Here is a 21,707-nt window from a genome sequence, read left to right as displayed (position 1 = left end):
TTTATTCTCTCCAGAACGGTTTATACCCTTCCCGCCAGGCATCCGCCCGCGTCAGGCCGATATCCGCCAGTTGTTTGTCGTTCAACAGCAACAACTCCCTTCTCGTTCTGTGGCGCAGCAGATAAAGACGCCAGCGTGACCAACCTACCGAATGCCGCAGCGGCGTACCAGCAAACAGAGCCATCTTGTTATTCTCCCTGATGTTTTCACGTTGCAGTCATCATGCTCGCCGAGAGAAAAACAATACAGATTCACGCTGGCGCTATTTTTTTCATACAGCTACGTCAAAAAACCCGTTGAATGGTTTACTTTGAACGCATCTGTACCGGTTTTTGAATCCTTTATCCCGATGAGAGGCCTCTGTATGACACGCTACGCAACGCTGGCCGCCATTCTCAGCCAACGCATTCAGCAAGGGCTGTATCCGGCCGGCCATCGCCTGCCTTCGGTGCGCGCGCTGAGCCAGGAGCACGGCGTCAGCATCAGCACGGTGCAGCAAGCCTACCGGCTGCTGGAGGAACAGCGCCTGGTGGAAGCGCGGCCAAAGTCGGGCTACTTCGTGCATACGCAGCGCGCGCAGGCCGAACTGCCCGCCATGACGGCGCCGGTGCAGCGGCCGGTGGACATTTCGCAATGGGAGCAGGTGCTGGAGCTGGTGCGCAGCCGGCCGCGCGAGGGCCTGATCCAGCTGGGGCGCGGCATGCCGGATATCGCCGAGCCGACGATGAAGCCGCTGATCGTCGCTCTGCGCAATGCCGCCCGCCACGGCGACCTGCGCAGCCTGTATTACGACAGCATTCAGGGCGTGGCCGCGCTGCGCGAGCAGGTTGCCCGCCTGCTGCTGGATTCCGGTTGCCAAATCGGCCCCGAACAGTTGCTAATCACCACCGGCTGCCAGGAAGCGATCTCCGCCGGGCTGCGCGCCGTTTGCCAACCCGGCGACATCGTGGCAGTCGACTCGCCCTGCTTCCACGGCACCATGCAGACGCTGAAGGGCCTGGGTATCAAGGCGCTGGAAATCCCCACCGATCCGCTCACCGGCGTCAGCCTGGCGGCGCTGGAGATGGCGCTGGAACAGTGGCCGGTCAAGGCCATCCTGCTGACGCCCAACTGCAATAATCCGCTGGGCTACATCATGCCCGACGCCCACAAACAGCGGCTGCTGACGCTGGCGCAGCGCCACGATGCGGCAATCATCGAAGACGACGTCTACGGCGACATCGCCTATCACTACCCGCGGCCACGCACCATCAAGTCGTTCGACGAAGACGGCCGCGTGCTGCTGTGCAGCTCGTTTTCCAAAACGCTGGCGCCGGGGCTGCGGGTGGGCTGGATCGCGCCCGGCCGCTACCTGGAGCGGGTGCTGCACATGAAGTTCATCGGCTCCGGTGCCACCGCTACCCAGCCGCAGCTGGCGATCGCAGAATTTATCCGCAGCGGGCACTATCTGCAGCACCTGCGGCGCATGCGCGCCCGCTACCAGCAGAACCGCGACCGCATGACCGAGCTTATCCTGAAGCACTTCCCGGCCGGCACCCGCGTCAGCCGGCCGCGCGGCGGCTTTATGCTGTGGATCGAACTGGATGAGGCGTTCGACACCCTGCGGCTGAACCGCCATCTCGAGCCGCAGGGCGTGCAGATCGCCGTCGGCAGCATTTTTTCTGCCGCCGGCAAATACCGTAACTGCCTGCGCATCAACTATGCGCCGAAGCTGACGACGGAGATCGAACAAGCGGTGCAGCGGGTCGGCGCCACCATCCAGCAGCTGATGCCGAGCAACGCGCTGCAACCTCAGACGGACTGAAGCAAAAACTCGGCCACCCGGCGGCGCAGATGTTCGATGCCCTGCGGATGATGAATAAACTGCGCCACCGGCATCATTTGCCAGCGCTGGCCTTCATCGCCGAAGCGAATGGCGGCGATCTGCGCCGGGGTGATCTCGCCGACCATAAACCAGGTCGGCGGGTAGCCAGGCAGAATGCCGTCATAGCGTCGCCGCCAGGTCACCTGGCATTCGGCGATCGCCACGCCGAATTCCTCCTGCGTTTCCCGCTGCACGCACTGCAGCGGCGTTTCGCCGTTTTCCCGCCCGCCGCCGGGCAGATCCCACAGGCCGGGCCATGGAATACCCGGCTTGTCGTCCCGTTGGTAAACCAACAAGCGATCGTCGCACAGCAGCGCGATCTTGGCCCCGCCAAATGTCTGATCCATCGTGTTTTCTCCGCCCCGTGTCCCTCCTCTTTGACTGAACATCATACTTCATCCCCGCGCAGCCTGGTGTATAGTAAAAATCCGTTTTCACAACAGGCGAACAATGACGATGAACTCTCCGTTTCTGGTGACTCCCCAATGGCTTGCACAGCATATCAACGATGAAAATCTGGTGGTGATCGATGTCCGGATGTCGCCGGTCGGGCTGACGCCGAAGAAAGACATGCTTGCCGAGTTCGAACGCGGCCATATTCCCGGCGCGGTCTATTTCGATATCGACGAGGTGGCGGACAAAAACACCGCGCTGCCGCACATGCTGCCGACGGCGACGGAGTTTGGCACGGCGGTGGGCAAGCTGGGCATCAGCGAGCGCGATACCCTGGTGATTTACGATGAGGGCAACCAGTTCTCCGCGCCGCGCGGCTGGTGGACCTTCCGCAATTTCGGCGCCCAGCATGTTTACGTGCTGGACGAAGGGCTGAACGGTTGGACCGCGCTGGGCCAAGCGCTGGAAACCGGCCCGGCGCAGCCTGAGCCGCAGACGTTCAACGCCCGGTTCAACGCCGACGCGGTGGTGGATATGCGGCAAGTGGAACAGGCGTTAGGCACGCCGGTGCAAATTCTCGATGCGCGCGCCGCGCCGCGCTTTTATGCCGAAGCGCCGGAGCCGCGCCCTGGCCTGCACCGTGGCCATATTCCCGGCAGCATCAACATTCCATACGGCGAACTGCTGGAAAACGGCCGCTTCAAGTCGCTGGAAGCGCTACGCCAAACCTTCAACGGTAAGGGCGTGGACATCAACGGCCCGATCATCACCAGCTGCGGCTCCGGCGTGACGGCGGCGGTGCTGGCGTTCGGCCTGCTGTCGCTCGGCGCGCCGCAGGTCAAGCTGTATGACGGCGCCTGGAGCGAGTGGGGGCAGCTGAGCGGCAAGCAGCCTATCGCTAAAGATTAAGTGCCGATCCGCTCGACCACGATCTGCGCCAGCCGCTGCACGGCGGCGGAAGGCTGATCCTCGGCGCGGTGCAGCACCACGCCGAGCTGGCCGAGAGCGGGCAGCAGATCGGGCGCCAGCGGCGCCAGGCCAGGCGGCAAACCGGCCGCGGCCCGCACCGTAACGCCCAATCCGGCGCTCACCGCCGCCCAAACGCCGTTCAGGCTGCGGCTGGTAAAGGCGATGCGCCAAGGAATGCCGGCGCGATCCAGCGCCTGCGTCGCCGCGCTGCGCATCAGACAAGGCGCGTCGAACATCACCAGCGGCAGCGGCTCATCCCCTTCTCGCCAAGGCGCCAGCGCGAAGCCGGGCGAGGCGATCCAGTGCAGCTGCCGCTGCCCCAGCGCCTGATGAAACGGCGTGCTCAAGCCGCCATCCCACGCCAGCGACAGATCCAGTTGGCCTTTCAACACCCACTCGATGAGCTCGGCATTACGGGCGATGCGCGCCTCGATGCGCACCTTCGGGTTGGCGCGCGCGAAGCTGCCCAATACCTGCGGCAGAAACGTCTCGCCGAAATCCTCCTGCAGCCCCAGCCGCACCGTGCCCTGCAGATCCAATCCGCGCACTGCGGCGGCGGCTTCGTCATTGAGCTCCAGCAGGCGGCGCGCGTAGCCGAGCAGGGTTTCCCCCGCCTCGGTCATCACCATGCCGCGCCCGGCCTTGCGCAGGATCGGCGCGCCGACCTGCTGTTCCAACTTTTTCAGGTGAGCGCTGACCGCTGAAGTCGAGCGCCCTAACCGTTCAGCGGCCTTGGCAAAGCTGCCCAGTTCGACGCCGGTAACGAAGCTGCGCAAATCCTCGAGATCGAACGTTATTCGTCCCATGCTGACCATCCTGATTTTCTGAATCATCAATCAAAATAATACCGATTTTACTGATAAAGATGGCGTGTCACGCTCTCCCGGTCAATGTCTTTCCGGAGAATCCATATGCTCGTGATGCAATACCGTTTCACCCTGCCCGTCGGCTCCGATCCTCTGTCCACCCCCTTTGACCACACTGCGCCACGGGTTGACAGGCAAACTTGATATTGATAATCATTATCAACACTAAACATTCATTTGCGGTTCGCGGGATGCGGGCCGCTCTCCGGGGTCAACCGTCATGCCGTCATCACCGATCACACCTTACGCCACCACCTGCTGCATCGTGGGGGGCGGCCCTGCCGGGCTGATGCTCGGCTATCTGCTGGCGCGGGCGGGGGTCGATGTGACGGTGCTGGAGAAGCACGCCGACTTCCTGCGCGATTTTCGCGGTGACACCATTCACCCGTCGACGCTGGAAGTCATGCACCAGCTGGGCCTGCTCGATGAACTGCTGGCGTTGCCACACCAGCGCGCCGAATCCCTGCACGCCGAAGTCGCCGGGCGCGACATCAAGCTGGCGGATTTCACCCACTTGCCGACGCGCTGCAAATTTATCGCCTTTATGCCGCAGTGGGAGTTCCTCAACTTTTTGGCGCGGCAGGCCGCCGCTTTCCCCCATTTCAGGCTGCTCACCTCGACACAGGTTCATGAGCTGCTCTACGACCGCGGCCAGGTATGCGGCGTGCTGGCCGACACGCCGGAAGGCCCAATCCGCGTGCGCAGCCAACTGGTGATCGGCACCGACGGCCGCCACTCGGTGGTGCGCGAGCAGGCGGCGCTCAGCAGCCGCTCCTTCGGCGCCCCGCGCGACGTATTGTGGATGAAGCTCAGCAAGCAGCCGGGCGATCCGGCCTGGTCGATGGGCCATACCGGGCCGAAGCAGAACTTCATCATGATCGATCGCGGCGACTATTGGCAGTGCGGCTACTCAATCGATAAAGGCAGCTTCGACGCGATCCGCCGCAGCGGCCTGGAGAAATTTTTGCTGCACCTTGCCGAGGTGGCGCCATTCCAGGACGATCGCCTGCAGGAGATCGTCGAGTGGGATCAGGTGAAGCTGCTGAGCATCCGCATCGATCGTCTGGATCGCTGGGCCAAACCGGGGGTGCTGTGCATCGGCGACGCCGCGCACGCCATGTCGCCGATCGGCGGCGTGGGCGTCAACCTGGCGATTCAGGACGCCGTGGCTGCCGCCAACGCCCTGATCCCGCCGCTGCGCCAGCATCGGCTGCAGTTGAAGCATTTGCTGAGCGTGCAGCGCCGGCGCGAATTGCCCACCCGGGCCATCCAGTTTTTGCAGATCAAAATGAGCCAGCGCAAGCCGGGCCAACGCCGCGCGGCGGGCGGCTCACGCCTGATCGCCCGCGTCGGCAACAGCCGCTGGCTGCCGCGCCTGTTCGGCCGCATCATCGGCCTGGGTTTTCGCCGCGAAACGCCGCGACATCTTGAAAATTAACCCGCTATACTCATCAGTTCCCGCTTCGATGAGGTTCATTCATGTTCACCGTCCGTCAGGCATTGCTGGAAGATTTAACGCAGGTGCGCGATATCGGCATCCGCACCTATCGGGCACACTTCGGTGAGCTGTGGCGCTACCCGCACGAGCTGGAGGCCTTTCTGGCCGAGGATTTTTCCGTCTCCGCGCTGGAACGGACGCTGCTCGATCCCGACGTGTGCTGGCTGCTGGCCCATGAGGATGACGCCCTCATCGGCTATGCGCGGGTGAACTTCGACAGCCTGTTGGCCGCAACCCAGCAGCGCGGTGCCGAACTGCAAAAGATCTACTTCCTGCCGGACTGCGCCGGGCGCGGCTTCGGCCGACAATTTTTCGAGCAGGTGCAGCAGCGGGCCGTCGAACGCCGGCAGCCGCTGCTGTGGCTGGAAGTATTGAAGCAAAACGCCGATGCTCAGCGCTTTTATCAGCGGCAAGGCCTTGCCGTATGCGGCGAGGCCCAATACACCAGCGAACAGGGTGCCATCGAACTTTGGACGATGAGCAAGGCGCTGTAACCGCGCCCCGCTCCGCCGTCGTTTAGCGTGGCTCCTGCTGCAGCATCAGGAACAGCAAGGCAAACGCATTGGGCGCCAGGTAGATCAGCGCCCCCAGCTGCACCGCCAGCGGATCCTTCTTGGCCTGCCAGGCCATAAACCAGTCGCCGGCGACCACCATAAAGCCGACGCCCCACACCGCAATTGCGCAAATCGCCCCCAGCATCGCCCAGGCTTTACCCTTGGCGAAAGCGGCGTAAGGGCCTTTCAATCGCCCGATCATCAGCACCACGCCTGCGGCCGCGAATAGGCCGGCCAGCGTTTCCAGCGTGGTGATGACAGCCAACCCCAACATGCAGGCCCAGTCGGCGCTGATCGCGCGCCACATCAACCCCGGCGTCTGATAGGTATCCTGCATGGCGAGCAGCGGGCCCACCGCATTGCGCGCGGTGCCGGAGAAATCCGCCGTATTGTTCAACAGGCTGAACAGCCCCCACAGGGCCGGAAACAGGGACAGGACGATGCAACCGAGGCGTGACACAGTGATTTCGTTCATGGTTATCCTTAATGAATAAACGGGTGACTCCCGCCCTCATGACGGGACCGCTATTGAGATCCTGAGAGTTTGACGTGCACAATGTAAGAACTAATCTTACAATGACGCAGCATAGCCGAAAGTGAGGAGGAACAATGGGCAGAACATTAACGGTAGATCTGGGTGACGAACTGCGTAGCTTCGTCGAAGACCTGGTGGCCAGCGGCGATTACCGCACGCCCAGTGAAGTCATCCGCGAATCGGTGCGCACCTTGCGCGAACGTACCGCCACCTCAAAGTTGGAAGAGCTTAGGCGCTTGATCGCCGAAGGAGAAAACAGCGGTGAGGCCGTCGAATGGGATCGTGATGTGTTCATGGAAAGAATACGGAGCAAAGCAAAAGGATGCGCAGAAAAGTAACCATTCGTCCAAAAGCGTTGGACGATATGGAAGAGATCTATTTTTACGGGTTGGCGCGCTTTGGCTTACAGGTGGCCGAAGATTATCTGCGCCGCCTGCATCAGGCTTTCGATAACCTTAGCCACCACCAACTCGGCAGAAACCTCGATGAAATCGGCCCCGGCCTATGGGTATTGCCCGTCGCCAACCACCTGATTTATTTTCGACAGCACAGGCGGGAGGTGAATATCATCAGAGTGCTGCATCATTCCCGCGATCCGCTCAGCCGATCCTTTTTCAGCTGATCCAACGTCAAATCGCCACCAGCCCGCGTACGCCGTCCTGTTCCATATTGCTGCCGCCGCCGCGCTGCACGATGCTGCCGCGCGACATCACCAGATAGCTGTCCGCCAGATCGGCGGCAAAGTCATAGAACTGCTCCACCAGCAGGATCGCCATATCGCCGCGCGCCGCCAGCTGCTTGATCACCGCGCCGATCTCCTTGATCACCGAAGGCTGGATCCCTTCCGTCGGCTCGTCGAGGATCAGCAGCTGCGGCCGGCAGGCCAGCGCCCGGCCGATCGCCAGCTGCTGCTGTTGTCCGCCGGAGAGATCGCCGCCGCGCCGATCCTTCATTTGCCGCAGCACCGGAAACAGTTCATAGATCGGATCCGGCACCGTGCGCGCGTCGGCGCCGGAAAAGCGCGCCAGCCCCATCAGCAGATTTTCCTCCACCGTCAGGCGCGGAAAAATCTCCCGTCCCTGCGGCACATAGGCTATGCCCGCCTGCACCCGCTGATGCGGCTTTTTACCGGTGATGGCCTCGCCCCGCCAATGGACGCTGCCGCTGCGCGCCGGGATCAGCCCCATCAGGCATTTCAGCAGCGTGGTCTTGCCCACGCCGTTGCGCCCCAGCAGGCAGGTCACCTCGCCGATGCGCGCTTGGAACGACAGGCCGCGCAGAATGTGGCTGCCGCCGTAATACTGATTCAACTCCTCTACCTGCAGCATGATTACGCCTCCTCAGCGCCCCAGATATACCTCAATCACCCGTTCATCGGCCTGCACCTGCGCCAGCGATCCTTCCGCCAGCACCTGCCCCTGATGCAGCACCGTCACGCGATCGGCGATGGTTTCCACAAACCCCATGTCGTGCTCCACCACCATCAGCGAATGCTTGCCCGCCAGCTCGCGAAACAGTTCGGCGGTGTAGTCGGTTTCAGCGTCGGTCATGCCGGCCGCCGGTTCGTCGAGCAGCAGCAGGTGCGGCTCCTGCACCAGCAGCATGCCGATCTCGAGAAACTGTTTCTGCCCGTGGGACAGCAACCCGGCGGGCCGGTGGCGTTCATGCCCCAGCCGCAGGGTCTTCAGCATCTCGTCGATGCGGTCGCGCTGTTCGCTGCTCAGGCGGGCGCGCAGGCAGGCCCACACCGATTTGCGGGTTTTCTGCGCGATCTCCAGATTTTCGAACACCGTCAGCGCCTCGAACACCGTCGGTTTTTGAAACTTGCGGCCGATGCCGGCGTGGGCGATCTGCATCGGCGCCAGCCGGGTCAGATCGACGGTCTGATCGTAAAACACCCTGCCGCTGTCTGGCCGGGTCTTACCGGTGATCACATCCATCAACGTGGTCTTGCCGGCGCCGTTGGGGCCGATCACGCAGCGCAGTTCGCCGACGCCAATGCGCAGCGACAGATCGGTCAGCGCGCGAAAACCGTCGAAGCTGACGTTGACATTGTCGAGCTGCAGCACCGGATCGGTTTGCTGCCGGTATTTGTCCGCCGGCAGCGGATGGGTAAACAGCTCGTCGGTCACTTGCATCGCTTTCATGAGGTTTTCCTCCGGCGCAGCAGGCCGATCACCCCTTTGGGCAGAAACAGCGTGACGACGATAAACATCAGGCCGAGGAAGAACTGCCAGTATTCGGGAATGGCCATGGTGAACCAGCTCTTGGCGCCGTTGACGATGCCGGCGCCGAGCAGCGGCCCCACCAGCGTGCCGCGCCCGCCGAGCGCCACCCAGATGGCGGCTTCGATCGAGTTGGTCGGCGACATTTCGCCCGGGTTGATGATGCCGACCTGCGGCACATAGAGCGCGCCGGCCAACCCACACAGCACCGCCGACAGCGTCCAGACGAACAGCTTGAAGCCCTTCGGATCGTAGCCGCAGAAGGTCAGGCGGTTTTCCGCATCGCGCACCGCGGTCAGCACCCGGCCGAACTTGCTGCGCGCCAACGCAAAGCCGATGGCCAGGCTGGCGGCCAGCAGCAGCACCGTCGCCAGAAACAGCGCCACCCGCGTGCCGGCGGCGGTGATGGGAAAGCCGAGCAGCGTGGTGAAACCGGTAAAGCCGTTATTGCCGCCGAAGCCGGTTTCGTTGCGAAAGAACAGCAGCATGCCGGCGTAGGTCAGCGCCTGAGTCATGATCGAGAAATACACCCCTTTGATTTTCGAGCGAAAGGCGAAGTAGCCGAACAGGAAGGCCAGCAGGCCCGGCACCAGCACGATCAGGCACAGCGCCCAGGCGAAATGCTGGGTGCCGCTCCAGAACCACGGCAGCTCGTTCCAGGAGAGGAACGCCATAAACGCCGGCAGCCCATCGCCTGCCGCCTGCCGCATCAGGTACATGCCCATGGCGTAGCCGCCGAGCGCGAAGAACAGCCCGTGGCCGAGCGACAGCAGCCCGGCATAGCCCCACACCAGATCGAGCGCCACCGCCACCACCGCATAGCACAGGATCTTGCCCGCCAGCGTCAGGGTATAGGTGGACACCGCCAGCGGATGATCCGCCGGCAACAACGTCATGAACGGCATCACCAGCAGCGCCAGCAACGCCAGCCCGCCGATGCTCAACGCCAGCCGGGGCGCTTTCTGCACGCCGGTTACGGTCAATGGTTGGCTCATCAGTCAATCACCCTGCCCTTAAGGGCGAACAGCCCCTGCGGACGCTTTTGAATAAATAGAACGATCAGCACCAGGATCAGGATCTTGCCCAGCACGGCGCCGATCTGCGGCTCGAGGATCTTATTGACGATGCCGAGGCCGAAGGCTGCCGCCACCGTCCCCGCCAGCTGGCCGACGCCGCCGAGCACTACCACCAGGAACGAATCGATGATGTAACCTTGCCCCAGCTCCGGCCCGACGTTGCCCAACTGCGACAGCGCCACCCCGCCAAGCCCGGCGATGCCGGATCCCAACCCGAAGGCCAGCATGTCCACCCGGCCGGTCGGCACGCCGCAACAGGCCGCCATCGCGCGGTTTTGCGTCACCGCGCGCACGTTCATGCCGAGCCGGGTCTTGTTCAGCAGCAGCCAGGTCAACGCCAGCACCAGCAGCACGAACGCGATCACCGCGATGCGGTTCCACGGCAACACCAGGTTCGGCAACAGCTGCACGCCGCCCGACAGCCACGCCGGGTTGGCGACCTCGACGTTCTGCGCGCCGAACAGCACCCGCACCAGTTGAATCAGTACCAGGCTGATGCCCCAGGTGGCCAGCAGGGTTTCCAGCGGCCGGCCGTACAGGTGGCGGATCACCGTGCGCTCAAGCAGCATGCCGATCCCGGCGGTGATGGCGAACGCCACCGGCAACGCCGCCAGCGGGTAGAGCGCCAGCCACTGCGGCGCCCACTGCTGAAACAGCCCCTGAACCAGATAGGCGGAATAGGCGCCGAGCATCAGCATTTCGCCGTGCGCCATATTGATGACGCCGAGCAGGCCGTAGGTGATCGCCAGGCCGAGCGCCGCCAGCAGCAGGATCGAACCGAGCGACAGGCCGCTGAACGCCTGGCCGAGCAGATCGCCGATCATCAGGCGGTGCTGCACGCGCTGCAGGCTGCGCTGCGCCTCGGCGCGCACCGCAGCGTCCGGCTCATTGGCCGCGTCGATCAACGCTTGCAGCCGCGCGCGGGTTTCCGGCTCGCCCGACTCCCCCAGCAGCCGCACCGCATTGAAACGCACCTGCGGGCTGGCATCGGTCAATTGCAGGTTCGCCAGCGCAATGCTCAGCGCGTCGCGTACCTGCGGGTCTTTCTCCTGCGCCAGCCGCCGGGTCAACAGCGGCAGCTGCTCGCCCTGCGCCTCGCGCTGCAGCGCGCTCGCCGCCTGCAGCCGCACCGCCGCGTCCGCGCTGACCAGCCGCTGCGCCGACAATGCGTTGGCGATCAGAATGCGCAGCCGGTTGTTCAGCCACACCTTCTTCGGTTCGCCAACCGGGGCCGCCTCACCCTCGAGCGGCAGATAGCGATCGCCCTGGCGGATAAAGGCGCGCTTCGCCCCGTCGATCGCCACGGTTTCCTGCTGCAGCCCCTGCAGCAGCGGCAGGCGTGCGGCGTCCGGCTCGGCCGCCCAGGCCTGCAGCAGTTTGGCCTGCTGCGCACGGTTGGCCGCCACAAACTCATCGGCCGGCCCGGCCTGCGCCAGCAGGGGCCAGGCGCACAGCAGCCACAGCCCGACGCGCAGAGAAGATAAAAACGGAGATTGCATCAGCTGCCTCTTCTGTTGGGCCGGCGGACGTTGGGCCGCGCCGGCGCTGAGTGACGTTACTTGCCGCCCTTCACCGGGTAATCCGGCTTCTTGTCGTTGCCGGCGATATACGGGCTCCACGGCTGCGCGCGCACCGGCGCTTCGGTCTGCCACACCACGTTGAACTGGCCGTTGCCCTCGATCTCGCCGATCATCACCGGTTTGTGCAGGTGGTGATTGGTCTGGTCCATGGTCAGCGTGAAGCCCGACGGCGCGGCGAAGGTTTGCCCGGCCATCGCCGCGCGTACCTTATCGACGTCGGTGGTGCCGGCCTTTTCCACCGCCTGCGCCCACATGTGGAGGCCGACGTAGGTGGCCTCCATCGGATCGTTGGTCACCGCGGTGGCGTAATTCGGCAGGTTGTGTGCCTTGGCGTAGGCTTTCCACTGGCTGACGAATTGTTTGTTGGTCGGGTTATCCAGTGACTCGAAGTAGTTCCAGGCCGCCAGGTTGCCCACCAGCGGTTGAGTGTCGATGCCGCGCAGCTCTTCCTCGCCGACCGAGAAGGCGATCACCGGCACGTCGGTGGCCTTAACGCCCTGGTTGGCGAGTTCTTTGTAGAACGGCACGTTGGAGTCGCCGTTGATGGTGGAGATCACCGCCGTGTTGCCGCCGGCGGCAAACTTCTTGATGTTAGCGACGATGGTCTGGTAATCGCTGTAGCCGAACGGCGTGTAGACCTCTTCGATATCCTTGTCCTGCACGCCCTTACTGTGCAGGAAGGCGCGCAGGATCTTGTTGGTGGTGCGCGGATAGACGTAATCGGTGCCCAGCAGGAAGAAGCGCTTGGCGCCGCCGCCGTCCTCGCTCAGCAGGTATTCCACCGCCGGGATTGCCTGCTGGTTCGGCGCCGCGCCGGTATAGAACACGTTCGGCGACATCTCTTCACCTTCGTATTGCACCGGGTAGAACAGCAGCCCGTTCAGCTCCTCAAACACCGGCAGCACCGACTTGCGCGACACCGAAGTCCAGCAGCCGAACACCGCTGCCACCTTGTCCTGGCTCAGCAGCTGGCGCGCCTTTTCGGCGAACAGCGGCCAGTTGGAGGCCGGATCCACCACCACCGGCTCCAGCTTTTTACCGAGCACCCCGCCTTTGGCGTTGATCTCGTCGATGGTCATCAGCGCCACATCCTTCAGCGGCGTCTCGGAAATCGCCATGGTGCCAGAGAGCGAACTCAGAATGCCGACCTTGATGGTGTCGGCGGCCTGCGCGCTCCAGGCCAGACCCAGGCCGATCGCGGCGGCGGACAGCGCAAAAGCTTTGATAAAACGGCGACGTTGCATAGTTCAAACTCCTGATGTGTGTGAAATCAAAATCGTTGCGCCGACCGCGCGGGCTGCTGGGCCCGCGCCTGATGCAACATGTGCAGCGTTATTTTTCGTACCTCTGCCTTGCTGACGGCAATATGCTCGCCGAGCAGCGTTTGCGCCTCCCCGCTTTGCCGCTGCAGGATCGCCTGCAAAATGGCGGCGTGTTCGCGGTAGGTGGCGTCCACCCGCGCCTGCTGGGTAAAATCCAGCCGGCGAATGATGCGGATCTTTTCGGTCAGTTCGCGGTGAATGCGCGCCATCTCGCCGTTGCCCGCCGCGGCCACCAACGCCTGATGAAACTGCTCATCGTGCTGCGACACCGCCTGGCCGTCCGCCAGACGCGGCGCTTCGGTCCAAAAACGGTTCAGCGCCGCCAGCGCGGCCGGCGTTTCCCCGGCTGGCCAGGCGCACAGCCGTTTCACCGCCTCTTGTTCCAGCACGATGCGCAGGTCGTACAGCTCTTCGAAGTAGGCGAAGTCGAACGGCCGCACCTGCCAGCCGCTGCGAAACAGCACCTCGACATAGCCTTCGCGCTCGAGCCGAAACAGCGCCTGGCGCACCGGCGTGCGGCTGGCTGCCATGCGTTGCGCCACGTCGCTTTCGCTGAAGCGATCGCCCGGCAGCAGGCGAAACTCGAAGATGTCGACCTTGAGCTGCAGATAAATGCGCTCCGCCAGCCCCTCCGGCCGCGCCTTGTGCTCTCCGTTGGTGATTTGCATCATCGCCCCTCCGTTCAGACCGCTTTTTCCAGCCACAGCAGGGCGTCGCCCGGCCCGACCGGCCGCCCCTGTCTGCAGCTGATGCGTTTAACGATCCCGGCGCGCGGCGCGGTGACCGCCAATTCCATCTTCATCGCTTCGACCACGATCAGCGGCTGCCCGGCCACCACCGCCTGCCCCGGCTCCACCAGGATCTTCCACACGCTGCCGTTCAGATCGGCGCTGACCAAATCGCCGTCGATCGCGTCTTCTTCAATCGGCGGCAACAGCTGCGCATCGGCCTCGTCGTCGTCGCTGCGCCAGCGCGCCACTTCGGCGCTGAACGCCTGCTGCTGGCGATGCTGGAAGTCGGCGATCGCCTCGGCGTTGTCGGTCAGGAATTGGGTGTAGGCGGCGAAGTCGAATTCGCTCTCTTCGATGCGCACCTGCATGCGCCCTTCGCGGAACGCTTCGCGCTGCTCGTCCAGTTCTTGCTCGCTGACCGGGTAGAAGCGCACCTGATCGAAGAAGCGCAGCAGCCAGGGTTCACCGCCGGTGAACTGCGGGTTCTTGAGGAATTTGTTCCAGATCGGCAGCGTGCGCCCCACCAGTTGGTAACCGCCCGGCGAGTCCATGCCGTAGATGCACATGTACATGCCGCCGATGCCGACCGTTCCTTCGGCGGTGTGGGTACGCGCCGGGTTATATTTGGAGCTCAGCAGGCGATGGCGCGGATCGAGCGGCACCGCGCAGGGTGCGCCGAGGTAAACGTCTCCCAATCCGAGGATCAGATAGCTGGCGTCGAACAGAATGTCGCGTACCTGCTCGCGTCGGCTCAGGCCGTTGATGCGCTGGATGAAATCGACATTGTTCGGCAGCCAGGGCGCCGAGGCGCGCACCGTCTGCTGATAGCGATCCACCGCGCCCAGCGTGGCCGAATCCTCGAACGCCATCGGCAGCCAGACGGTGCGCGTCGGCACCTTCAGGTGGCTGACGTCCCCCAACGCCCGTTCGCGCGCCAGCAGGCGCTCTAGCAGATCGGCCTGGCTTATCAGCCGACTGTCGTAACGGATCTGCAGCGAACGCACGCCCGGCGCCAGCTCCGCCACGCCCGGGATCGCCTCCTGCCGCAGCGACTGCATCAGCAGATGGATGCGCAGCCGCAGCGCCAGATCGAGCACGTTGTCGCCGTACTCCATCAGGATGTAACCGTCCCCGGCCTGGCGATACGCCACCGCCGGGCGCCCTTCCGCCGCCGGCAGCGCCGCCAGCACCGCAGCGGAAACGGTCTCCGCCGGGGCCAGATCCGGCGGCGGCAGGGTGATGGCCTTCACCGCCGCCAGCGCTTCGATACTGCCAAGCTGCGCCTGTTCCAGCGACTGCGCCTGGCGAAAGCCGATCGGATGGAACCGGATGCGGTCGCCCGGCTTCACCTGCCCCACTTTCCACAGCTCGGCCTTGGCGATGGTCACCGGGCAGACGAAGCCGCCGAGGCTGGGCCCGTCGCGGGTCAGGATCACCGGGAAGTCGCCGGTGAAATTGATCGCGCCGATGGCGTACTCGCAGTCGTGCACGTTGGAAGGATGCAAACCGGCTTCGCCGCCGTCCTCTCTCGCCCACTCGGGCTTCGGCCCCTCCAGGCGCACCCCGAGGCGGTTGGAGTTGTAATGCACCTGCCAGTCGGTGGCGAAGAAGGCCTCTATCGATGCGGCGGTGAAAAAGTCCGGCGCACCGTGCGGCCCATACAGCACGCCGATGTGCCACTGGTCGCCGTAGTGCGGGATCAGGCTGTCGTCCATCGCCTGCGGCGCGGCGATCGGCGCCGGCGTGGTGCTGGCCGCCAGCACCGGTTGGGCGATCGCCAGCATGTCCGCCACCCGCAAGGTGCGCCCGGCATGCCCGCCGAACTGCCCGAGCGCGAAGGTGGAGCGGCTGCCGAGATACACCGGCACGTCGAAACCATTGCGTACCGCCAGATAGGTGCGGCAGCCGTGCGTGGCGCGCCCCAGCGTCAGCACCTGCCCGGCCCGCACCGCTATCGGCCGCCAGTAAGCGACCGCTTCGCCATCCAGTTCGGCCGGGCAGTTCGCTCCCGTCAACGCGATGGTGGCGTCGCAGTGAAAGCGCAGCGTCGGCCCCTGCAGGGTGAACTCCAGCCCGGCGGCCGCCGGGTGGTTGCCGACAATGCGGTTGGCCAGCCGGAACGCGAAGTCGTCCATCGGGCCGGATGGCGGCACGCCGATGTCCCAATAGCCGAGGCGGCCGGGATAATCCTGCACGCTGCTGTAGGTGCCGGGTTGCAGCACTTCGAGGCAGTGCGGCTGGAAACGCACATCGTCCAGCAGGCGCGTCCAAACGTCGCCGCGCTGAAATTGCGGCGTGGCGATCACCTGCCGCAGATAATCGAGGTTGGTGGCGATGCCGTGCAAACGGGTCGCCGCCAGCGCCACGCGCAGTTTTTCCAGCGCCTGCGCGCGGTCAGCGCCGTGTACGATCAGCTTGGCGATCATCGGGTCGTAAAACGCCGAGACTTCGCTGCCGGTCGCCACCCAACCGTCGAGGCGCACGTCGGCGGGGAAATGCACCTCGGTCAGCACGCCGGGACTCGGCTGAAAGTTCTTCAGCGGATCTTCAGCGTAGAGGCGCACTTCGATTGCCACCCCCTGCGGCGCGCATTGCAACGCCGCCCAATCCAGCGCGTCGCCCGCCGCCACCTGCAGCATGCATGCGATCAGATCCAGCCCGGTGACCATCTCGGTGACCGGGTGCTCGACCTGTAAGCGGGTGTTCACTTCCAGGAAGTAAAACTCGTCGCGCGCGGCGTCGTAAATGAATTCTACGGTGCCGGCGCTGCGGTAATTCACCGACTCGCCCAGCGCCACCGCCGCGCGATGCAGCGCCTGGCGGGTCGCTGCCGGCAGGTGCGGCGCCGGGGTTTCTTCCACCACCTTTTGGTTGCGACGCTGCAGCGAGCAGTCGCGCTCGCCGAGCGCCGCCACCCGCCCCTGGCCGTCGCCGAAAATCTGCACCTCGACATGGCGCGCACGATCGACGAAGCGTTCGATAAACGCGCCGGCGTCGCGGAAGAACTGCTCTCCCAGCCGTTTGACGTTGTCGTACGCGGCGCGCAGCGCCGCCTCGTCGTCACAGCGCGTCAGGCCGATGCCACCACCGCCGGCGGTGCTTTTCAGCATCACCGGGTAGCCGATGCGCGCGGCGGCGGCGACCGCCTGCTCAACGCTCTCCAGCAAGCCGGTGCCCGGCGTCATCGGTACTCCGGCCAACGCCGCCAGCTCGCGCGCCCGGTGTTTGAGGCCGAACTCGCGGATCTGCTCCGCCGTCGGGCCGATAAAGACGATGCCCGCCGCCTCGCAGGCGTCGGCAAACTCGGCGCTCTCGGACAAAAAGCCGTAGCCGGGGTAGATCGCCTGCGCACCGGTGGCGGCGGCGGCGGCGAGGATCTTGTCGATGCGCAAGTAGCTGTCGGCGGCCTTGTCGCCGCCGAGCGCCACCGCCTTATCGGCTTCGGTGACGTGCGGCGCATTGCGGTCGGCGTCGGAATAAACCGCCACGCTGGTGACGCCCAGGCGTTTCAGGGTGCGAATGGCGCGGCAGGCGATTTCGCCGCGGTTAGCGATCAGTACGGTATTAAACATGTTCGTACCCCTTAAGGCTGGTGAGATAGTCACGCCAGCCGCCAAACTCAGTGATATCCGTGGCGCCTTCCAGCGCCCAGGCTTCGCAGATAAACCCCTTCACCCGCCGGCCGTCCGCCAGCAGCAACGTGCCGATGCCCAAGGGCGCCGGGATTTCCGCCACAAACTCGCCGAAACGGGCCAGCGGGATGTCCCACAGCTCAAGACGGATCGCCGCTCCCTGCGCCACGCGCGCCAGCCCCGGCTTCGGCGGCTCGGTATCGGCCAGCGCGTAGAGGCGGTAACAGGGGGCGGTGACGGTTTGCTCCACCCGCACCGCGTCGCGCTGCGTCAGCTGGACGTTGAGCGGCATGCCGCTGAGGTGAGCGCCCACTACCGCCAGACGCACGTGCCCCGCAGACGGGGCCGGCGCGGGCTGCGGCGGCAATGCCCGGCCGGTAGCCCCGAGCGGTAAGGCGCTTTGCCGTTGCCAGCGCAGGCCGAACGCCGCCAGCGCCCGGTCATGCCAGGCGGGCGCAATCAGGGTGATGCCCGCCGGCAGACCGTCTTCGCGCAGCGGCCCCGGCAGCGCCAACGCGCTCAGATCGGCCAGATTGGTGAAATTGGTGTAGGTGCCAAACTGCGAATTGAACAGCACCGGCTCCTGCGCCATCTCCGCCAGGGTGCGGATAGTGGGCGCGGTCGGCACCACCAGCGCGTCGAACGGCGCCAGCCGCTGGGCAATTTGCCGCGCCAGCTCGGCGCGCAGGTATTCCGCCTTGTAGGCGTCGCAGGCGCTGTAGCTCAGGCCGTTGTTGACGATACCGCGCACCACCGGGTCGATAGCCTGCGGGTTCGCATCCAGCACCTGCTCAATCGCCACGGTGCGCTCCGCCACCCAGGGGCCGTAATACAGCTGTTCCGCCAGGGTGCGAAACGGCGCGAAATCGAGGGGTTCCAGCGTGGCGCCGCCTGCCTGCAGCTGCGCCAGCGCGCGGTGAAACACCCGCTCTGCCTGAACGTCACCGAAAAACTCCAGTTGGGCAGGAACGGCGAAACGCGGCGTGGCGGGGATATCCGCCGGCGCCGTATGCGGATCGGGGCGGGAATACGGGTCTGCCACGTCAAAGCCGCTCGCCAGTTCCGCCACCTGCGCGGCGTCGGCCACCGTCAGCGCGAAGACCGACACCGTATCGTTCAACCGGCAGGCCGGCACCACGCCGCGGTTGGACAACCGCCCTTTGGTCGGCTTCAGCCCGACGATGTTGTTGAACCCGGCAGGCACGCGCCCCGAACCGGCGGTGTCGGTGCCCAGCGCGAACGGCACCAGGCCGCGCGCCACCACCGAAGCGGAGCCGGAACTGGAACCGCCGCTGACGTAGCGGCTGTCGAAGCTGTTGACCACCGCACCATACGGTGAGCGGGTACCCACCAACCCGGTAGCGAACTGGTCGAGGTTGGTTTTACCGAGGGCGATCGCCCCGGCGGCACGCAGGTGGGCGACCACGGTGGCGTCCGCCACGGCCTGGTAGGTGAACGCCGGGCAGGCGGCGCTGGTCGGCCAGCCGCCGACGTCGATATTGTCTTTGATGGCGAAGGGCACGCCGAACAGTGGCAGGCGGCTGAGATCGCCGGCGACCGCCGCCAGCAACTGCGCAAGCTGCCGATACTGCTGCTCACGCTGCGCCGGCGTGGCGAGATACAGCCAGGCGTTATCGTCCGGGTTCAGCCCGGCGATCAGCGTTTCGATCGTCGCGCTGACGCAGGCGAGGCGCTCGCTCGCCGGACGGGTTTGATAATGGTGCTGCCATTCACTGAGGGTAAAACCGCACGCTACAACAGGTTCGCTCATCGGCTGAATTCCATCTGGTACACAAGATGGGATTCAACAGAGCAACCGGCGTGCCAATTTTTAATCTCATGATTTCAATAAATTATAATTAAAACTTATGACGACAGATGAAAAAATGCGCACCAAAGGCGGGCAAGAAAGGGGCAAAAAAAGGGCAAAAAAAAGCGCCGTCTCGTGACGGCGCCTAAAATCAGCAGTCGGTTTACTCGCCGCGAATGCGCTGCGCCAACCCTTTGAGGAAGTAGCGCAGCATCTGATCGCCGCACGGGCGGTAATTCTTAGTGCCCTCTTTGCGGAACAGCGCGCTCAGCTCCGGCTTGGAGATGCGGAAGTCCACCGCGGTGAAGATCTGGTGCATGTCGGTGTCTTTCAACTCGAACGCCACGCGCAGCTTTTTCAGCACCAGGTTATTGGTGATCGGCAGTTCAACCGCCGGCGCCGGGAACTTGTCGTCCTTGCCGCGTTTGAAGAACACCAGGCCGTTGAGGAAGTGTGCCATTACTTCGTCCGGGCACTTCTCGTAGCCCGGTTCACCTTCTTTGATCACGTAAGCGTCCATCGCCGACACCGCCACCTCGAAATCGTCCAGTTTGATAATCTCGACCATTTTGGCGTTATTAATGCTCAGCATATAGCGCACGCTGCGCAGCACGTCGTTGTTCATCATGGGATTGCATTGCCTTTACTTGTCTAACGGGGACGTGCGCATTGTAAAAAAATGCCCCATACCCGTCATACTTGGAGTTGCATCGCGGCGGCAAATTTGTAAACCCCGGAGCATAGATAACTATGTGAACGGGGCGCGCAAATGCAGCCAACAAAGAGGCAGCTCCAAGTATGACGGGTATGGCCGCACACCTTGAATGTGCGGCAGTATAGGGATCGGCAAGGGGTTTCTCAATCGATTTGGCTTTTTTGCTGATACAACGGGATGTCTTCGCCGATGATGTACTTGTTACGCAGCATCGACGAGACCTTGTCCATGATCATCACCACCACCACCAGGATCAGGGTGATGAACATCACCACGTCCCAGTTCCACAGCCGCATGTTCTCCGCGTACACCAGGCCGATGCCGCCGGCGCCGACGAAGCCCAGCACCGCCGCAGAGCGGGTGTTGGACTCGATCTGGTACAGGCTGAGCGCCAGGAAGGTGGGGAACGATTGGGTGAAGATGCCGTAACGGTGCTTCTGCAACCCGTTGGCGCCCACCGCCGTCAGGCCGCGGCTGGGAGACTTGTCCACCGCCTCATGCCCTTCCGAGTACAGTTTGCCCAGCAGCCCGACGTCTTGCATCACGATCGCCAGCACCCCGGCCAGCGGCCCCATGCCGACGGCACGCACGAAGATCAGCCCCCAGATCGCCATGTCGATACCGCGCAGCACGTCCAGCAAGCGGCGCACCACCACCGCGATCGGCCGCAGCAGCGGCGTCGACATCACGTTACGCGCGGCGAAGAACGAGAGCGGCAGCGCGATCAGCGACGCGGTGATGGTACCGGCGAACACGATGGCGATGGTGATGCCGATCTGTTGGAAGTAGTACATGAACGGCCAGTTGACGAAGTCGTGCCAGACGAACATGCGCAGGAAATAGCGCCCCAGCTGCTGGCAGCCGTTGATAAACTGCGGCCAGGGAATGCCGAAGACCAGGAAGAAGAACACGTAGTACAGCACGATCGCCAGCGCGATCAGGCCGACGGTGCGCAGGTAGCGCCCCTGCTGCGCGAAGATCGCCGGATGCTGTTGTTTCAACTGGCGCAGCGTTTCCGCCGACGCCGGAGTGCCCGCTATCATTTTGCCCCCTCCACCACGCGCTTGCGCAGCTCGCCCGACACGTAGTCGAGCGCGGAAACCACCACGATGATCAGCAGCAGCGTCATGCTGACCTGATCGTAGCGGTCGAGTTTAATGTTGGTCATCAGCTCCTGGCCGATGCCGCCCGCGCCCACCAGCCCCAAAATAGTCGACTGACGGAAGTTGATCTCCAGCCGCATGAAGCTGTAGGAGAGAAACACCGGCTTCACCTGCGGCCACAGGCCGAAACGCATACGCTGCAGCGGCGTGGCGCCGCAGGCCGCCAGCCCGCGCACCGGTTTGTTGGAGGCGGTTTCTATCGATTCGTAGAACAGCTTGGTCAGGCTGCCGATGGTGTGCAGCGCCAGCGCCAGGAAGCCGGGAATAGCGCCGATGCCGAACGCCATCACGAACATCACCGCCCACGCCAGCTCCGGCATGGTGCGCAAAAACGCCACCAGCGTGCGGATCGCCAGCCGCACCGAGACCGGGGTATAGGTGTTGCCGGCCGCCAGAAACGCCAGCACGGTCGCCACCAGCACCGAGAAAATGGTCGCCGCCAGCGCCAGCTGCAGGGTCTCCCAGATCAGCGGCAGCTGGATATTCAGGCGGTAACCCCAGTAGGCCAGCGAGCCTTCGGTGCGCCCGTCGGCGAACAACAGATGCCAATGCAGCGTCGGAATGGTTTCGGCCAGGTAGTCGAAGAAGTGCGGAATAGATACCCAGACGGTGTGCAGGTTGAACTCGGCGAGGTTGCCGGCGCCCAAGTACAGCGCTACCAGCCCGAGCGACCACAGCAGCGTTTCGCGCTTTTGCTTGCTGCGGATCCGTTGGTAATAGTGTGCGAAATCGGTATTCAAAAGAGGTCTTCCATCTTTATGGAACAAGGGGTTC

General features: G+C 64.0%; 21 protein-coding genes. 6 read left to right on the top strand and 15 right to left on the bottom strand.

The annotated features are described in order from the left end of the window. Position 1: 1 nt before the first annotated feature. Entirely contained in the window at positions 2-184 is a 183-nt protein-coding gene (locus tag EGY12_RS13865) for a DUF1127 domain-containing protein (RefSeq protein ID WP_123894208.1), read from the bottom strand. 180 nt (positions 185-364) lie between these two features. On the opposite strand from EGY12_RS13865, the gene EGY12_RS13860 reads away from it, so the two are divergent. Further along, positions 365-1,804 (top strand): PLP-dependent aminotransferase family protein, encoded by a 1,440-nt coding sequence (locus tag EGY12_RS13860; RefSeq protein WP_123894206.1) that lies wholly within the window; start codon positions 365-367, stop codon positions 1,802-1,804. Here EGY12_RS13860 and EGY12_RS13855 read toward each other — a convergent pair. Next, the gene (locus EGY12_RS13855) at positions 1,792-2,211 is read right to left on the bottom strand and encodes an NUDIX hydrolase (RefSeq protein WP_123894204.1); all 420 of its coding nucleotides are present in this window, start codon (positions 2,209-2,211) and stop codon (positions 1,792-1,794) included. The genes EGY12_RS13860 and EGY12_RS13855 overlap by 13 nt on opposite strands. Before the next feature lie 109 nt (positions 2,212-2,320). Here EGY12_RS13855 and sseA point away from each other — a divergent pair, with 109 nt between their 5' ends. Beyond that, positions 2,321-3,166 (top strand): 3-mercaptopyruvate sulfurtransferase, encoded by an 846-nt coding sequence (sseA, locus tag EGY12_RS13850; protein ID WP_123895598.1) that lies wholly within the window; start codon positions 2,321-2,323, stop codon positions 3,164-3,166. Here sseA and EGY12_RS13845 read toward each other — a convergent pair. Next, positions 3,163-4,032: a LysR substrate-binding domain-containing protein gene (locus EGY12_RS13845; protein ID WP_123894202.1), complete on the bottom strand. Its 870-nt coding sequence runs from the start codon at positions 4,030-4,032 to the stop codon at positions 3,163-3,165. The two genes, sseA and EGY12_RS13845, sit on opposite strands and share 4 nt — an antisense overlap. Before the next feature lie 280 nt (positions 4,033-4,312). Here EGY12_RS13845 and EGY12_RS13840 point away from each other — a divergent pair, with 280 nt between their 5' ends. Together EGY12_RS13840 and EGY12_RS13835 are read left to right on the top strand one after the other, a co-directional pair. Continuing rightward, on the top strand, positions 4,313-5,530 hold the full coding sequence (locus tag EGY12_RS13840) for an FAD-dependent oxidoreductase (RefSeq protein ID WP_123894200.1): 1,218 nt from the start codon (positions 4,313-4,315) through the stop codon (positions 5,528-5,530). Between the two features lie 41 nt (positions 5,531-5,571). Continuing rightward, a complete protein-coding gene (locus EGY12_RS13835) occupies positions 5,572-6,084 on the top strand; it encodes a GNAT family N-acetyltransferase (protein ID WP_123894198.1) in 513 nt (170 codons plus the stop codon). 22 nt (positions 6,085-6,106) lie between these two features. On the opposite strand, the gene EGY12_RS13830 is transcribed toward EGY12_RS13835, so the two are convergent. Further along, a complete protein-coding gene (locus tag EGY12_RS13830; RefSeq protein WP_123894196.1) occupies positions 6,107-6,619 on the bottom strand; it encodes a DUF2165 family protein in 513 nt (170 codons plus the stop codon). Positions 6,620-6,753: 134 nt separating this feature from the next. Here EGY12_RS13830 and EGY12_RS13825 point away from each other — a divergent pair, with 134 nt between their 5' ends. After that, entirely contained in the window at positions 6,754-7,017 is a 264-nt protein-coding gene (locus EGY12_RS13825) for a type II toxin-antitoxin system ParD family antitoxin (protein ID WP_123894195.1), read from the top strand. Further along, on the top strand, positions 7,002-7,301 hold the full coding sequence (locus tag EGY12_RS13820) for a type II toxin-antitoxin system RelE/ParE family toxin (RefSeq protein ID WP_123894193.1): 300 nt from the start codon (positions 7,002-7,004) through the stop codon (positions 7,299-7,301). The genes EGY12_RS13825 and EGY12_RS13820 overlap by 16 nt, the downstream gene beginning before the upstream one ends. A 7-nt stretch (positions 7,302-7,308) precedes the next feature. On the opposite strand, the gene urtE is transcribed toward EGY12_RS13820, so the two are convergent. The 11 genes from urtE to phnE (EGY12_RS13765) all read right to left on the bottom strand — a co-directional run bounded on the left by urtE (position 7,309) and on the right by phnE (EGY12_RS13765) (position 21,673). Next, complete coding sequence (urtE, locus tag EGY12_RS13815) at positions 7,309-8,007, bottom strand: urea ABC transporter ATP-binding subunit UrtE (protein WP_123894191.1); 699 nt, start codon at positions 8,005-8,007, stop codon at positions 7,309-7,311. Between the two features lie 12 nt (positions 8,008-8,019). Then, positions 8,020-8,826 carry an urea ABC transporter ATP-binding protein UrtD gene (gene urtD / locus EGY12_RS13810; protein WP_015377102.1) on the bottom strand — a complete coding sequence of 269 codons (807 nt, stop codon included), beginning with the start codon at positions 8,824-8,826 and terminating at the stop codon, positions 8,020-8,022. After that, the gene (gene urtC, locus EGY12_RS13805; RefSeq protein ID WP_016928582.1) at positions 8,823-9,899 is read right to left on the bottom strand and encodes an urea ABC transporter permease subunit UrtC; all 1,077 of its coding nucleotides are present in this window, start codon (positions 9,897-9,899) and stop codon (positions 8,823-8,825) included. Before urtC ends, urtD begins: the two co-directional genes overlap by 4 nt. After that, positions 9,899-11,479, bottom strand: a complete 1,581-nt coding sequence (gene urtB / locus EGY12_RS13800; protein WP_123894189.1) for an urea ABC transporter permease subunit UrtB — start codon at positions 11,477-11,479, stop codon at positions 9,899-9,901. Before urtB ends, urtC begins: the two co-directional genes overlap by 1 nt. 56 nt (positions 11,480-11,535) lie before the next feature. Continuing rightward, entirely contained in the window at positions 11,536-12,804 is a 1,269-nt protein-coding gene (gene urtA / locus EGY12_RS13795; RefSeq protein ID WP_038880098.1) for an urea ABC transporter substrate-binding protein, read from the bottom strand. 26 nt (positions 12,805-12,830) lie between these two features. Then, the gene (locus tag EGY12_RS13790) at positions 12,831-13,550 is read right to left on the bottom strand and encodes a GntR family transcriptional regulator (protein WP_123895597.1); all 720 of its coding nucleotides are present in this window, start codon (positions 13,548-13,550) and stop codon (positions 12,831-12,833) included. A gap of 14 nt (positions 13,551-13,564) precedes the next feature. Then, positions 13,565-17,185 carry an urea carboxylase gene (uca, locus tag EGY12_RS13785; protein ID WP_123894188.1) on the bottom strand — a complete coding sequence of 1,207 codons (3,621 nt, stop codon included), beginning with the start codon at positions 17,183-17,185 and terminating at the stop codon, positions 13,565-13,567. Beyond that, entirely contained in the window at positions 17,178-19,016 is a 1,839-nt protein-coding gene (gene atzF, locus EGY12_RS13780; protein ID WP_123894185.1) for an allophanate hydrolase, read from the bottom strand. The genes uca and atzF overlap by 8 nt, the downstream gene beginning before the upstream one ends. Before the next feature lie 202 nt (positions 19,017-19,218). Further along, on the bottom strand, positions 19,219-19,683 hold the full coding sequence (locus EGY12_RS13775; RefSeq protein WP_016928588.1) for a DUF1456 family protein: 465 nt from the start codon (positions 19,681-19,683) through the stop codon (positions 19,219-19,221). A 230-nt stretch (positions 19,684-19,913) separates the two neighbouring features. After that, entirely contained in the window at positions 19,914-20,813 is a 900-nt protein-coding gene (gene phnE, locus EGY12_RS13770) for a phosphonate ABC transporter, permease protein PhnE (RefSeq protein ID WP_123894183.1), read from the bottom strand. After that, positions 20,810-21,673, bottom strand: a complete 864-nt coding sequence (gene phnE, locus EGY12_RS13765; RefSeq protein WP_123894182.1) for a phosphonate ABC transporter, permease protein PhnE — start codon at positions 21,671-21,673, stop codon at positions 20,810-20,812. The genes phnE (EGY12_RS13770) and phnE (EGY12_RS13765) overlap by 4 nt, the downstream gene beginning before the upstream one ends. Between the last annotated feature and the right edge of the window lie 34 nt (positions 21,674-21,707).

It is taken from the genome of Serratia sp. FDAARGOS_506 (assembly GCF_003812745.1).
GTDB lineage: Bacteria > Pseudomonadota > Gammaproteobacteria > Enterobacterales > Enterobacteriaceae > Serratia.
The sequence above is the reverse complement of the archived record's forward strand: the minus strand, read 5'-3'. Positions and strand labels throughout refer to the sequence as shown.

Excerpts from the sequence above, each read along its gene's own strand:
- sseA (WP_123895598.1), top strand. The coding sequence starts at position 2,321 with ATGAACTCTCCGTTTCTGGTGACTCCCCAATGGCTTGCACAGCATATC.
- EGY12_RS13865 (WP_123894208.1), bottom strand. The coding sequence starts at position 184 with ATGGCTCTGTTTGCTGGTACGCCGCTGCGGCATTCGGTAGGTTGGTCA.
- EGY12_RS13820 (WP_123894193.1), top strand. The coding sequence starts at position 7,002 with ATGCGCAGAAAAGTAACCATTCGTCCAAAAGCGTTGGACGATATGGAA.
- urtA (WP_038880098.1), bottom strand. The coding sequence starts at position 12,804 with ATGCAACGTCGCCGTTTTATCAAAGCTTTTGCGCTGTCCGCCGCCGCG.
- urtB (WP_123894189.1), bottom strand. The coding sequence starts at position 11,479 with ATGCAATCTCCGTTTTTATCTTCTCTGCGCGTCGGGCTGTGGCTGCTG.
- phnE (WP_123894183.1), bottom strand. The coding sequence starts at position 20,813 with ATGATAGCGGGCACTCCGGCGTCGGCGGAAACGCTGCGCCAGTTGAAA.
- EGY12_RS13775 (WP_016928588.1), bottom strand. The coding sequence starts at position 19,683 with ATGATGAACAACGACGTGCTGCGCAGCGTGCGCTATATGCTGAGCATT.
- urtD (WP_015377102.1), bottom strand. The coding sequence starts at position 8,826 with ATGAAAGCGATGCAAGTGACCGACGAGCTGTTTACCCATCCGCTGCCG.
- EGY12_RS13825 (WP_123894195.1), top strand. The coding sequence starts at position 6,754 with ATGGGCAGAACATTAACGGTAGATCTGGGTGACGAACTGCGTAGCTTC.
- uca (WP_123894188.1), bottom strand. The coding sequence starts at position 17,185 with ATGTTTAATACCGTACTGATCGCTAACCGCGGCGAAATCGCCTGCCGC.
- urtE (WP_123894191.1), bottom strand. The coding sequence starts at position 8,007 with ATGCTGCAGGTAGAGGAGTTGAATCAGTATTACGGCGGCAGCCACATT.
- EGY12_RS13855 (WP_123894204.1), bottom strand. The coding sequence starts at position 2,211 with ATGGATCAGACATTTGGCGGGGCCAAGATCGCGCTGCTGTGCGACGAT.
- EGY12_RS13790 (WP_123895597.1), bottom strand. The coding sequence starts at position 13,550 with ATGCAAATCACCAACGGAGAGCACAAGGCGCGGCCGGAGGGGCTGGCG.
- EGY12_RS13835 (WP_123894198.1), top strand. The coding sequence starts at position 5,572 with ATGTTCACCGTCCGTCAGGCATTGCTGGAAGATTTAACGCAGGTGCGC.
- EGY12_RS13840 (WP_123894200.1), top strand. The coding sequence starts at position 4,313 with ATGCCGTCATCACCGATCACACCTTACGCCACCACCTGCTGCATCGTG.
- atzF (WP_123894185.1), bottom strand. The coding sequence starts at position 19,016 with ATGAGCGAACCTGTTGTAGCGTGCGGTTTTACCCTCAGTGAATGGCAG.
- EGY12_RS13860 (WP_123894206.1), top strand. The coding sequence starts at position 365 with ATGACACGCTACGCAACGCTGGCCGCCATTCTCAGCCAACGCATTCAG.
- EGY12_RS13830 (WP_123894196.1), bottom strand. The coding sequence starts at position 6,619 with ATGAACGAAATCACTGTGTCACGCCTCGGTTGCATCGTCCTGTCCCTG.
- EGY12_RS13845 (WP_123894202.1), bottom strand. The coding sequence starts at position 4,032 with ATGGGACGAATAACGTTCGATCTCGAGGATTTGCGCAGCTTCGTTACC.
- urtC (WP_016928582.1), bottom strand. The coding sequence starts at position 9,899 with ATGAGCCAACCATTGACCGTAACCGGCGTGCAGAAAGCGCCCCGGCTG.